Below are 12,331 nucleotides of genomic sequence, written 5' to 3'. Positions count from 1 at the left end.
GGGAGCCGGCGTACCGCGGCAAGGACATCGACCTCGACGCCTCGGTCATCGCCTACGGCCCGCAGCGCAACCACATCGACAGCTGCTACTTCGGCAAGCTCCAGATCGTGGGCGGCGCGATCCGGCACTCCGGCGACAACCTCACCGGTGAGGGCGCCGGGGACGACGAGGTGATCACCGTCGACCTCGGCCGCCTCCCCCAGGAGGTCACCGGCCTGGTCTTCACGGTCAACTCCTTCTCCGGCCAGAAGTTCACCGAGGTCGCGAAGGCGTACTGCCGCCTCCTGGACGGCACCACCGGGGAGGAGCTGGTGCGCTTCGACCTCACGGGCGCCGAACCGCAGACCGGCGTGATGATGGCGAAGCTGATCCGCCAGTTCTCCGGGGAGTGGGAGATGACGGCGATGGGCGACTTCGTGAAGTCCCGCACGGTGCGGGGCATGGTGAAGCCGGCCGCCCAGGCCCTGTGACCCCTCGCGCGCACCGCCGGGCGCCCCGCCGTGGGCGCCCGGCGCCGCGGCGCCCCCGCCCGGAGCCCGCACGGCCCCGGGCCGTCCCGGCCGGGGTGCGTGCCTAGAACAGCGCGCTGTACGCGTTCAGCGCCGGCTGCCCGCCCAGATGGGCGTACAGCACGGTCGCGTCGCGGCCGATCTCCCCCCGGGACACCAGGTCGATCAGCCCGGCCATCGACTTCCCCTCGTAGACGGGGTCGGTGACCATCCCCTCGGTCCGCGCCGCGAGCCGCATCGCCTCCAGCGTCGCCCCGTCGGGAACGCCGTACGTCCCCGCGTGGTACCGATCGTCCAACTCGACGTCTTCCTCGGTCAGTTCGGCCTCGACGCCGATGAGCCGACCGGTGTTCCGCGCGATCCGCGCGATCTGCTCCCGGGTCCGGGCGGGCGCCGCCGACGCGTCGACGCCGATCACCCGCCGCCGCCGTCCGCCCGCCTCCTCCAGGGCGCGGAACCCGGCGACCATGCCCGCCTGGGTGGACCCGGTCACCGAGCACACGACCACGGTGTCGAAGAAGACGCCCAGCTCCCGCTCCTGCTCGGCGACCTCGTACGCCCAGCCCGCGAACCCGAGCCCGCCGAGCGGATGGTCCGAGGCGCCGGCCGGGATGGCGTACGGCTTGCCCCCCGCCTCCTCGACCTCCCGCAGCGCCTGCTCCCAGCTCTCCTTGAACCCGATCCCGAATCCGGCCCGCACCAGCCGTACGTCGGCCCCGGCGAGCCGGCTGATCAGGATGTTGCCGACCTTGTCGTAGACGGCGTCCGGCCAGTCCACCCAGCTCTCCTGCACCAGCACGCACTTCAGCCCGGCGCGGGCGGCGACGGCGGCGACCTGGCGGGTGTGGTTGGACTGCACGCCGCCGATGGAGACCAGGGTGTCGCAGCCCTGCGCGAGCGCGTCGGCGACCAGGTACTCCAGCTTGCGGGTCTTGTTCCCGCCGTAGGCCACACCGGAGTTGCAGTCCTCGCGCTTGGCCCACAGGGAGGCACCGCCGAGATGCGCGGTCAGCCGCTGGAGCGGGTGCACGGGCGAGGGTCCGAAGAGCAGCGGGTAACGCTCGTGGGACGAAAGGGACATGAGTGGTCCTCCCGGTCGGTGGATCCCGGTCAGGGAATGTCGGCGAGCTCCTCCAGGCCCCGCCAGATCTCCGCCGTGACCCGGACCGCCTCGTCCGTGTCACCGGCCGCGCAGGCCGCGATCAGCCGCTCGTGCAGCCCGGCGGAGCGGCAGGCGCCGCCCTCGCCGAAGCGCCGCCGTTCCAGCCGGCGGATGAGCGGGGTGTAGCGGGCGGCGGTCGCGGCGGCCGCGCGGTTGCCGCTCACCCGCACGAGCACGTCGTGCAGTGCGTCGTCGGCGCGCAGGGCGCCGTCCACGTCGGCGGCGCGGACGGCCGCCGCGAACCGCTCGTTGGCGGTGCGCATGGCGTCCAGGTCCGCCTCCCGCAGCCGGGGCACGGCGACCCGGGTGACCAGTTCGTGCATGGCGCCGACGACGGCGGCGGCGTCCCGCACGTCGGCGGCCACGAGCGGGGTCACCCGGGTGTGGCTCTGCGGCTTGCTCTCCAGCAGCCCCTCGTCGACCAGCCGCGAGAACGCCTCGCGCACCGGCGCCCGGGACAGTCCCAGCCGCTCGGCGAGCTCGGCGTCCCGCACCACCGCCCCGGGTTCGATCTCCCCGGCCACGATGGCGTCCCGGATCGCTTCGTGGGCACGGTCCCTGAGCAGGGTCCGGCGCACGGGTCGCATGGCCTCCATGACTGAAATGTTAGATGTCAGTGAGGGGCCGGACAAGACGGCGACCCGCACGGGTGTGCGGGTCGCCGGGAGAGAACCGCGAGCGTCGGGTCAGCGGCGCCGCTGGCGCTTCCACGGGCCGGTGACGGCGAGCATGATGCCCGGCTCCTGGATGTTGGCGTACAGGGTCTTCCCGTCGGGCGAGAAGGTGACGCCGGTGAATTCGCTGAACTCCGGCTCCTCCTCGGTGCCGATGTTCAGTTCGTTGCGGGCGATGGGGTACGTGCGCCCGCTGTCGGTGGCCCCGAACAGGTGCTGGGCGCCCTCGCCGTCCTCGGCGATGATCAGGCCGCCGTACGGGGAGACGGTGATGTTGTCGGGGCCGTCGAAGGCGCCCTCCCCGGCCGGGTCCGGGTCGACGCCGAGCAGGACCTTCAGGGTCAGGGTGCGGCGCCGGGGGTCGTAGAACCAGACCTGGCCGTCGTGCCGGCCGGGGCTCTCCTCACGGGCGTACGAGGAGACGATGTACGCCCCGCCGTCGCCCCACCACATGCCCTCCAGTTTGCGGGCGCGGGTGACTTCGGCGGGTCCGAACTGCTCGCGCACGGCGACGGTCCGCGCGTCGCGGTCGGGCACGTCCACCCAGTCGACGCCGTACACCGTGCCGGTCCTCGTGGCGCGGGAGAGGTCGTCGACGAACCGGCCGCCGGAGTCGTAGCACTTGGGCGCCTGGAGGACGCCCGCGTCGTCGGCGAGGGCGCGGAACCTGCCGGGGCCGTGGCGGAAGTCCTTCGGCGGGGTCCAGCGGTAGAACAGGCCGTTGGGCTCGTCGGCGTCCTCGGTGAGGTAGGCGTGGCCGCGCTTGGAGTCGATGACCACGGCCTCGTGCTCGTAGCGGCCGAAGAACTTCAGGGGCTTGGGGTCGCGGTTGGCGCGCCGGTCGGCGGGGTCGACCTCGAAGACGTAGCCGTGGTCCTTGGTCATGCCGTTCTCGCCGGCCCGGTCGGAGTTCTCCTCGCAGGTGAGCCAGGTGCCCCAGGGGGTGCTGCCGCCCGCGCAGTTGTTGGCGGTGCCGGCGATGCCGACCCATTCGGCGACGCCGCCGTCGGGGCGCACCTCGACGACGGTGCAGCCGCCGGGCGCGGCCGGGTCGTAGACGAGGCCCTCGGCGAGCGGGACGGGGAACTCCGCCTCGTCGCGCGGACCGTCCATCTCGTGGTTGTTGACCAGGAGGGTGCTGCCGCGCGGGCCGGGGAAGGCGGCCGTGCCGTCGTGCTCGGCCGGCGTGAACTCGCCCGACTCCAGACGGGTCCTGCCGGCGTGGGTGAGGACGCGGTAGGTGAAGCCCGCGGGCAGGGCGAGGATGCCGTCCGGGTCCGGTACGAGGGGGCCGTAACCGATCCCGCCGTGCCGGTCCGCCGCGTCCCCGGACGCCCCGTCCGCGCTCTCGGTGTCGACGGTCGCGAGGGCGTGGGGTGCGGAGGAGAGGGCGCCGACGCTGCCCACCAGCGCGACACCGGCACCGGCGGTCGCGGAGGTTCTGGCGAAGTCCCTGCGGGTGAGCGACATGGTGTCTCCTGTTGGCGGTCGGCAGGCCGTGGCGGGGGGCGGAGCCCGTGCGACGCCACCCTCCCGCCCCCGCCTGAACGCCGGTTGAACGCCACGGGTCACGCCGCGCCCCGCTCGTGTGAACCGCGGGGGCCGCCACGGGGTCCACCCGGGCCGCGGGGCCGCGGCCCTCCGGCACCCCCAGCGCCCCGCCGGTGCCCGGTCGCCGCGCGTCGTCCGCGGCTCAGCCTCCGCGCTGCGACCGGGCCTTGAACGCCGCCTTCCGGGCCTCCTTGGCGATCTTCTTGTCCGGGTGCAGCCGGCCCATCGCCTCCAGCACGTCCGCCGTGGCCGGGTGGTCCACCCGCCAGGCGGTGGCGAAGAAGCCGCTGTGCCGGCGGGCCAGCCCTTCCACCAGCTCGCGCAGTTCCTCGGAGTTGCCCTCGGCCGCGAGCTGGGCGGCCACCGTGTCGATGGTCAGCCAGAAGATCATGGCCTCGGACGGGGGCGGCACGTCGGCCGCCCCGTGCTCGGTCAGCCAGACCCGTGCCAGCCCGCCGAGTTCGGCGTCGTCGAGCACCTCCCGCAGGGCCGGCTCGGCCGAGACACCGACCAGGGACAGCGCCTGCTGGCAGCGCAGCCGCCGCAGCGGGGCGCCCTCGTCCGTCCCGCGCGCCGCGGCCAGCAACTCCCGGGCGGCGGTGAGGGGTTCACGCCGGTTCAGCCAGTGCTCGGTCTCCGCGTGGGCCGCCGCCGACGGGAAGGAGGCCGTGCCGTCGAGCAGCGCGTCGGCGCCCTTGTCCGCGAGGTCCCCGACCGCCGGGGCGTCGAACCCGGCCTCCAGCAGCCGGGCGCGCAGTCCGTACAGTCCGAGCGGGGTCAGCCGCACCATGCCGTAGCGGGAGACGTCGGTGTCGTCCACCGGCGCCGCCGGCTCCTCGTCGGCGTCGCTCAGCAGCGTCTCGTCCACCGGCCGGTACTCCACGAGTCCCACCGGCTCCAGCATGCGGAACTGGTCGTCCAGCCGCATCATGGCGTCCGACACCTGCTCGAGGACCTCGTTGGTCGGTTCGGCCATGTCGTCGGGGACGAGCACGGACGCGGCCAGCGCGGGCAGCGGCACCGGCGCCTCGGCGGGCCCCTCCTCGCCGACGGTCAGCAGGTAGAGGTTGCCGAGCACGCCGTCGAGGAACTCCGCCTCGGCCTCGGGGTCCCAGTCCAGGGAGTCGAGGTCGAGCTCTCCGGACCCGTCCCCCGCGGCGATGGCGTCGACGAGTCCGCCCAGGTCGGGCACGCTCGCGTCGGCCAGCACCGTCTCCAGGGCGGCCAGCCACACCCCGAGCACGTCCTGCGGCGACCCCCCGGTGAGCAGCGCCAGGTCGGCACCCGCCGCGACCGTCCCCTCCTCCTCGTCGGCCACTTCGACGAGCCCGGCGTCCAGGGCGACGCGCCAGGCCGCGGCGGCGTCGGCGGCGGCGTCCTCGCCGGTCAGCCCCAGTGCCTCGGCCGCCTCCGGCACCTGCTCGTCGACGAGCCCACCGCCGGCGTCGACCCTGGTCCGGGGCCCGGCCCAGCGGGCGAGTCGGGCGGCGCGGGACAGCAACGGGGTGGACAGCGCGTCACGCGCCAGCTCCGCTTCGGGGTGCAGCCGCGCCGGCGGCAAGGGGGAGCTGTCTGACATCGGCCGGTTCTCCTAGGACGTCTCCAACGACTCAGCCGCTCAGCCTAGACGGATTTCCACCCATGCCGCCCGCTTCATCTGCCCTTCAGCATCCGTACATGGCCGAAACCTTGACAAGTGGCCTGGCCAGGCTGGAGATTGACGCGCGTAGAAATCGGCGGACAGTTGTACACCGGACCTCCAGGGAGCCGGCCCGCACCCCCGTCGGCCCCCTGCGCGCGTCGCACCGCCCCACCGGTCGCGGCTCCCGCCGTCCACGCTCCACCCTCGTCCCGGCGCTCCACATGTCCCCGGAGGGAATCCGTTGCCGAGCAAGCCGTCCGCGCGTCTCGCCGCGCTCACCGTCGCCGCCGTGTGCTCCGCGGCGTCCACCGTCCTGGTCACCTCCCCCGCGCACGCCGACGGCGTGCGCATCCACGACATCCAGGGCGACACCCGCATATCGCCGTACGCCGGCCGGCAGGTCACCGACGTGACCGGCATCGTGACCGGCATCCGCACCTACGGCTCGTCCCGGGGCTTCTGGATCCAGGACCCGGTCCCGGACGCCGACCCCGCCACCAGCGAGGGCGTGTTCGTCTTCACCGGCTCGACCCCGAAGGGCGTGGCCGTGGGCGACGCCGTCACCGTCTCCGGCACGGTCACGGAGTACGTCCCGGGCGGCGCCTCCTCCGGCAACCAGTCCCTCACGCAGATCACGCGCCCCGCCTTCACCGTCGTCTCCGGCGGCAACCCGGTCCCGGCCGCCACCGTCATCGACGCGCGGTCCGTGCCCGCCGCCTACGCCCCGGCCGGCGACCCCGCCGCGAACGGCTCGATCGACGCCCTGCCGCTGCGCCCCTCCGCCTACGCCCTGGACCGCTACGAGTCCCTGGAGGGCATGAACGTCCAGGTCTCCGACACCCGCGTGGTGGGCGCCACCGACCCGTACACCGAACTCTGGGTCACGGTGAAGCCCCGGGAGAACCACAACCGGCGCGGCGGCACGGTCTACGGCTCCTACGACGCCCAGAACACCGGCCGCCTCCAGATCCAGTCCCTGGGCAGCGCCGCGGACTTCCCCGACGCGAACGTCGGCGACACCCTCGCCGGCGCCACCACGGGCCCCCTGGACTTCAACCAGTACGGCGGCTACACCCTGGTGGCGAACGAGCTCGGCACCCTCGAGGAGGGCGGCCTGCGGCGCGAGACGACCCGCAGGCAGCACGCCGGCGAACTCTCGGTCGCCACCTACAACGTCGAGAACCTCGACCCCTCCGACGGCACCTTCGCCGCGCACGCCGCCGCGATCGTGGACCACCTCAGGTCCCCCGACATCGTGGCCCTGGAGGAGGTCCAGGACAACAACGGCGCCACCGACGACGGAACGGTCGCCGCCGACGTGACGGTGACCAGGCTGATCGACGCCGTCGAGGCGGCCGGCGGCCCGCGGTACGACTGGCGCTCGGTCGACCCGGTCGACAAGGCCGACGGCGGCGAGCCCGGCGGCAACATCCGCCAGGTGTTCCTGTTCGACCCGGAGCGGGTCTCCTTCACCGACCGCGCGGGCAGCGACGCCACGACGGCCGTCGGCGTCACCAAGGTCCGCGGCAAGGCGGCCCTGACGGTCTCCCCCGGCCGCGTCGACCCGGCGTCCGCGGCCTTCGAGAACAGCCGCAAGCCGCTGGCCGGCGAGTTCGTCTTCCGCGGCCGCACGGTCATCGTGATCGCCAACCACTTCGCCTCCAAGGGCGGCGACCAGAGCCTCACCTCGCAGTACCAGCCGCCGTCCCGCGGCTCGGAGACCCAGCGCCACCTCCAGGCGAAGGCGGTCCACGACTTCACCGCGAAGATCCTCGGAACGCAGAAGAACGCGGCCGTCGTCGCCCTGGGCGACATCAACGACTTCGAGTTCTCCCGGACGACCGAGATCCTCGAGGGCGGCGGCACCCTCTGGTCGGCGATCAAGTCCCTTCCCCCCGGCGAGCGCTACTCCTACGTCTACCAGGGCAACAGCCAGGTCCTGGACCAGATCCTGATCAGCCCGTCGATCCGCCGCGGCGGCACGTTCAGCTACGACAGCGTGCACCTCAACGCCGAGTTCCACGACCAGATCAGCGACCACGACCCGCAGGTCCTGCGCTTCCGTCCCTGACCGGCTCACCCGTGCGGCGGTACGAGCCCGAGGACGTGCTCGTACCGCCGCACGGTGCTGCTCCTCAGCCCGGGCCACTCCTGCACCCGCCGCCACGCGGCGGTCGCCGAGCCGACCCCGTCACCGGGCGCCGCCAGCGCGTCGGCGTGCGCCCGGGCGCTCTCCCACTCGGCGTAGTTGAGCACCCGGGTCCCGTCGGTCCCCAGGTGGAAGTGGGCGGAGATCCCTCCGGGGTGCGGGGCCGGCTCGCTCTCCAGAGCGTCGAGAACGGCATCGGTCCAGTTCCGCAGCCGCTCGGGGTCCGCCCCCTCGAACTCCACGTCGACGATCACCACGCACCCGGGGACCCGGCCCTCCTCGCGCGCGCCGCTGCGGTAGTGCCGGTACCGGTGCAGCGCCACCCGCTCGATGCCCGGCACGGCGGTGTCGATCTCGTCCACCCGCTCCTGCCGGTGCGTCTTCACGAACGCCTCGTACGCCTGCTCACTCGCCCACTGCGAGTAGTGCAGCAGCGTCTCGCCGTCCTCCCCGGCGTAGACGTGGTACCCGAGCAGCCCGCGGGCCGGCCAGGCCCGCCGCTCCCAGGTCCGCCCGATCGCCTCGACGACCTCCTTCTGCCGCTCCGGCGTCCCCACCCGCCAGGTGCTGAAGAACGGTGCACCGATGCGGGGATCGGCGGGATCGGGGTGCCGGTCCGTACGGCGGGTCATGGCTGCCTCCACTGCTCGGCGAACGCGATGACCCCACCCTCCGATCTCAACCGGACTTCAGGTCAAGCAGCGCACGGCGTACGGGTCCCACCGGACGGCGGACGCGGTACGCACGCCTCCATCCGCCCGTGCCCGGCCTCGTCCGGCCCGCCGCGGCCATCCACGTCCGCCCGGTGCCCGTGCGGCCCGCCGCGCGCATCCGCACCCGCCCGGTACCCGCGCCCCCGTACCGCCGCATCATCACGCTCGCCACGACGACCGCCCCCGCGGCCCCGGTGACCAGCACCGGCCGCCGGTACCGCGCCCCGGTCCGCCCCGCGTGGGCGGCGCTGCTCCGCAGCTGCACGGTCATCGCCCCGGCCTTGTCCCGGAGGTCGTCCGCCCGGGCCCGGGCCCGGGCCTTGACGTCCATCTTGCCCGCCAACTGCTCCACGGTGTCGCCGAGTTCGTGCCGGGTCCGCTCGATCTGCCGGCGCAGCTCGTCCGGCCCCTTCGCCCCCCGGGCGGCGGCCGCACGCTCCGCGTCCGCATCCAGGTGCGAACCCGAGCGCGTCACGTCCTGCGTCATCGGTGCGCCCTTCCCTTGATCTCCTCCACATCGGCCTTCACGCTGCCCATCGTCCGTTCGGGCTTGGGCGGCGTGGCCCGGCGCAACTGACTGCGCCCGGCGGCGGCCAGCACGGCCGCGACGACGAACAGCAGCGCCGTGATGATCAGTGCCGCCGCCCAGACGGGCAGCACCAGCGACAGGGCGGCGATCCCCGTGCCGGCCAGCGCGAGCAGCCCGGCGTAGGCGAACGCCCCCGCCGCGCCCAGCATCCCGCCGCCCCGTCCGGCGCGGCGGCCCTTCTCGGCCAGTTCCTCCTTGGCGAGGGCCATTTCCTGTCGCACGAGCCGCGAGAGCTGTTCGGTGGCCTGCCCGATGAGTTCACCCACGCTGTGGTGCTCGTCGCGGACCGGCCGTTGGTCGATGATCCCTGTCACGGTGTACCGCCTCCTCTCGGTCGGGGGCATCCGGGTACCCCCGACCGCCCTCCGCTACCGCTCCCGGACGAGGCACGGGAAAACACCGCACACCCCCCACCATCCGACAGCAACGCTTACCGATACCGGACAGGAATCACAAGTAGACCTTCACAATGAAGCCGCCGACACTACTGCCATGACTCCCACGGATCCCATGACCCCCGCGGTGTCTCCCGCGGCCTCCCCCACGGCGCGCCCCTTCGGCCGCGCCCTGTGCGCGATGGTCACCCCGTTCACCCCCGACGGCGTGCTCGACCTGGACGGCGCCCAGCGGCTGGCCGACCACCTGGTGGCCCGCGGCTGCGACGGCCTGGTCCTCTCCGGCACCACGGGGGAGTCCCCCACCACCACGGACGCGGAGAAGGCGTCCCTCATCACGGCGGTGCGCCAGGCGGTGGGGCCCCGTGCGTCGGTCGTCGCGGGCGTCGGCACCTCCGACACCCTCCACACCGTCGCACTGGCCCGCGAGGCCGGGAGGGCCGGCGCCGACGGCCTCCTGGTGGTCGCCCCGTACTACAGCCGCCCCCCGCAGGACGCGATCGAGGCGCACTTCCGCGAGATCGCGGACGCCACGGACCTCCCCCTCGTGCTGTACGACATCCCGGCCCGCACGGGCGTCCGCATCGAACCCGACACCCTGCTCCGGCTCGCCGAGCACCCCCGGATCGTGGCGGTCAAGGACTGCTCGTACGACTTCCTCGCCGCCCAGAAGGTCATGTCCCGCACGGACCTCGCGTACTACGCGGGCTGCGACGAGCACGTCCTGGCCCTGTACGCGGTCGGCGGCGCGGGCTTCGTCAGCACGGTCGCGAACGTCGCCCCGGACCGCCTCCGCGCGGTCCTGGACGCCTTCGACGCGGGCGACACGGCCCGGGCGGCCCGCCTCCAGCACCGGGCCACCCCCCTCATCGAGGCGATGATGGCCGGCGGCCTGCCCGGCACGGTCACGGCGAAGGCCCTGCTCACCGCGCTGGGCCTCCCCGCGGGCCCGGTCCGCCCGCCCCTGCGGCCCGCCGACCGCGAGACGACCGACGGGCTCAGGGCGGCGTACGACCACCTGGCCGGCCCCGACCGGGCCGACCTCCCCGGCTAGGGACGGCGCTCGACGAACACCGGCTCCCACTCCACCGTCCCGAAGGACCCGTCCGGCTCCCGCACCCCGCTGAGCGGCAGGACCTTCTCGCTGCCGATGGTGACCAGGACCAGCCGCGGCCGGTACTCCCCCGGCCCGGGGGCCCGCTCCCAGGCGATGAGCCGCCGGTCGTCCACCCAGGCGAGCAGGTGGGCCCCGCGCACCCGGGCGACCTCCTCGCCCGTGCGCGGATCGCGGATCGCGGACCACGACGTGTCCTCGGCCTCGGCCGTCAGGCCGGACGCGGCGAGCCTGCCGTCGGGGGACAGCCGCGCGGGGACGTCCGACCGCAGGTGCCGTTCCTGCGCGGGCGCCGGGACCGGGGTGCCGGCGAGGTCGTGGAACTGCTGCATCCCGTCCCGCTCCCCGACCACCTGCGCGTACACGAGCCGGCCGTCCCGGGAGAACGCGAAGTCCTGCCGGCCGGTGACGTCCCGGCGCTCCGCCACCGGGCTCCAGGTGCCCCGGCCGGCTTCCACGTCCAGGACGTGGAAGCCGCTCCGGGAGGACGTGCCGCCGAACTGCCGCACCCAGGCGACGCCCCCGGACTCGTCCTTCATCCGCACCATGAGGTCGGGGTGCTCGCGGTAGGTGGTGGCGAGGAGCCTCCTCCCGTCGCGCGAGAAGGCGAGGCCGCCGACCCCGTGGTCGACGGTGATCCACCGGTCGACGCGGCCCGTCGCCAGGTCGAGGAGGCCGATCCGCCGTGCGGGCAGCTCCCGTTCCAGGACGGCCGCGGTGCGCGCGCCGGGTGCGACGGCGACGAACGACCACCGGTCGTCCTTCTCGTACTTCCCGGTCTCCGGGTCGAGCAGCCAGTAGGTGCGGGTGAACACGGCCCGGCCGTCCGGGCGCTCCACGGGTTCCGCCGTGTAGTGGGCGGCCAGCACCGACCGGCCGGCCGCGATCAGGTCGCGCGGCGGCGACTGGTCCGGGTGCGCGAGGACGCCGCTCCCGTCCAGGACGGCGGCGGAACGGACGTCCTCCTTCCCGGCGTCCAGCAGCGGCACGGCGGCCGCGAGCGCGACCACCGCCGTCGCGGCGGCGACGGCGGAGGCCAGCCTGCGCGTGCGGCGGCGCCGGCGCACCGCCAGCACCCGGTCGGCGAATCCCGGCCCGGGCACGGTCAGTTCCGCTGCCTGCTCGCGCAGCGTGTCCCGCACGAGTTCGTCGACGTTCACGACCGCACCTCCACGGGCGAGTAGTCACGGGACGGCCGCCGCTCGGCGCCGGCCGGGCCGAGGGCCCGCAGTTCGGGCGCGAGGGTGCGCAGCCGGGCCAGGGAACGGTGGGCGGTGGACCGCACGGTGCCGACGGAGCAGCCCAGGATGCGGGCCACTTCGGCCTCGGGCAGGTCCTCGAAGTAGCGCAGCACCAGCACGGTGCGCTGCCGCGCGGTCAGCCGGGCCAGTGCGCCGCGCATCAGCAGGCGCAGCTCGGCGGCGGCCGACGCCTCCTCGTCCGCGCCGACGTCCGGCGGCTCGGCCACGCTCAGCTCGCGTCCCCGCCACTTCAGGCGCCAGCGGCCGATCTGCTGCCGGTAGAGAACCTGCCGGACGTAGGCCTCGGGTTCGTCGATCCGGTGCCAGCGGCCCGCCGCCTTGATCAGCGCGTTCTGGAGCAGGTCCTCGCCCGCGTGCCGGTCACCGCCGCTCAGCAGGACCGCGGTCTTCAGCAGTGCGGACGACCGGTTCGCCACGAACTCCCGGAAACTCTCCTGCGCCTCGGCATCCATCGTCACCTTCTCGTCCCCGGGAGCGGACCCGGTGTCCGCTCCCCACGCCCCTATGGACGCGCGCGGACGCCTCCCGCTATGCCACCCCGCGGGAGAACCGCGGAACGGACGGGACCGGG

Annotated in this window: 12 protein-coding genes; 3 read left to right on the top strand and 9 right to left on the bottom strand. The window is 74.2% G+C overall.

Annotation, left to right across the window (positions count from 1 at the left end; translation table 11 throughout):
* Positions 1-470: TerD family protein (locus tag B7L92_RS21910; protein ID WP_143626361.1), on the top strand; the 470-nt coding region annotated here is incomplete at its 5' end.
* 103 nt (positions 471-573) lie between these two features.
* Here B7L92_RS21910 and B7L92_RS21905 read toward each other — a convergent pair.
* The 4 genes from B7L92_RS21905 to B7L92_RS21890 form a co-directional block, all read right to left on the bottom strand.
* Complete coding sequence (locus tag B7L92_RS21905) at positions 574-1,590, bottom strand: 1-aminocyclopropane-1-carboxylate deaminase (protein ID WP_081239183.1); 1,017 nt, start codon at positions 1,588-1,590, stop codon at positions 574-576.
* Positions 1,591-1,619: 29 nt separating this feature from the next.
* The gene (locus B7L92_RS21900) at positions 1,620-2,267 is read right to left on the bottom strand and encodes a GntR family transcriptional regulator (protein WP_026085284.1); all 648 of its coding nucleotides are present in this window, start codon (positions 2,265-2,267) and stop codon (positions 1,620-1,622) included.
* Between the two features lie 90 nt (positions 2,268-2,357).
* Positions 2,358-3,815 carry an alkaline phosphatase PhoX gene (locus B7L92_RS21895; RefSeq protein ID WP_081239182.1) on the bottom strand — a complete coding sequence of 486 codons (1,458 nt, stop codon included), beginning with the start codon at positions 3,813-3,815 and terminating at the stop codon, positions 2,358-2,360.
* Positions 3,816-4,038: 223 nt separating this feature from the next.
* Positions 4,039-5,475, bottom strand: coding sequence for a hypothetical protein (locus tag B7L92_RS21890; RefSeq protein WP_081239181.1), 1,437 nt, complete (start codon positions 5,473-5,475; stop codon positions 4,039-4,041).
* A gap of 304 nt (positions 5,476-5,779) precedes the next feature.
* On the opposite strand from B7L92_RS21890, the gene B7L92_RS21885 reads away from it, so the two are divergent.
* Positions 5,780-7,609, top strand: coding sequence for a DUF8508 domain-containing protein (locus tag B7L92_RS21885; RefSeq protein WP_081239180.1), 1,830 nt, complete (start codon positions 5,780-5,782; stop codon positions 7,607-7,609).
* 5 nt (positions 7,610-7,614) lie between these two features.
* On the opposite strand, the gene B7L92_RS21880 is transcribed toward B7L92_RS21885, so the two are convergent.
* Genes B7L92_RS21880 through B7L92_RS21870 form a run of 3 tightly spaced genes read right to left on the bottom strand, consistent with a single transcriptional unit; the run spans position 7,615 to position 9,333 of the window.
* Positions 7,615-8,319: an antibiotic biosynthesis monooxygenase gene (locus B7L92_RS21880; RefSeq protein WP_081239179.1), complete on the bottom strand. Its 705-nt coding sequence runs from the start codon at positions 8,317-8,319 to the stop codon at positions 7,615-7,617.
* 46 nt (positions 8,320-8,365) lie between these two features.
* Positions 8,366-8,887 (bottom strand): DUF3618 domain-containing protein, encoded by a 522-nt coding sequence (locus tag B7L92_RS21875; protein ID WP_081239178.1) that lies wholly within the window; start codon positions 8,885-8,887, stop codon positions 8,366-8,368.
* Positions 8,884-9,333, bottom strand: coding sequence for a phage holin family protein (locus B7L92_RS21870; RefSeq protein ID WP_438364011.1), 450 nt, complete (start codon positions 9,331-9,333; stop codon positions 8,884-8,886). Before B7L92_RS21870 ends, B7L92_RS21875 begins: the two co-directional genes overlap by 4 nt.
* 166 nt (positions 9,334-9,499) lie before the next feature.
* Between B7L92_RS21870 and dapA the strand changes: the two genes are divergently transcribed.
* The gene (gene dapA, locus B7L92_RS21865) at positions 9,500-10,438 is read left to right on the top strand and encodes a 4-hydroxy-tetrahydrodipicolinate synthase (protein WP_081239176.1); all 939 of its coding nucleotides are present in this window, start codon (positions 9,500-9,502) and stop codon (positions 10,436-10,438) included.
* Here dapA and B7L92_RS21860 read toward each other — a convergent pair.
* Positions 10,435-11,658, bottom strand: a complete 1,224-nt coding sequence (locus tag B7L92_RS21860) for a WD40 repeat domain-containing protein (protein WP_081239175.1) — start codon at positions 11,656-11,658, stop codon at positions 10,435-10,437. The genes dapA and B7L92_RS21860 overlap by 4 nt on opposite strands.
* The gene (locus B7L92_RS21855; protein ID WP_081239174.1) at positions 11,655-12,212 is read right to left on the bottom strand and encodes a SigE family RNA polymerase sigma factor; all 558 of its coding nucleotides are present in this window, start codon (positions 12,210-12,212) and stop codon (positions 11,655-11,657) included. Before B7L92_RS21855 ends, B7L92_RS21860 begins: the two co-directional genes overlap by 4 nt.
* Positions 12,213-12,331 lie beyond the last annotated feature (119 nt).

It is taken from the genome of Streptomyces viridosporus (assembly GCF_002078235.1).
Lineage (GTDB): Bacteria > Actinomycetota > Actinomycetes > Streptomycetales > Streptomycetaceae > Streptomyces > Streptomyces viridosporus.
Note: the sequence above shows the minus strand (reverse complement) of the source record. Positions and strands in the feature narration are given on the sequence as shown.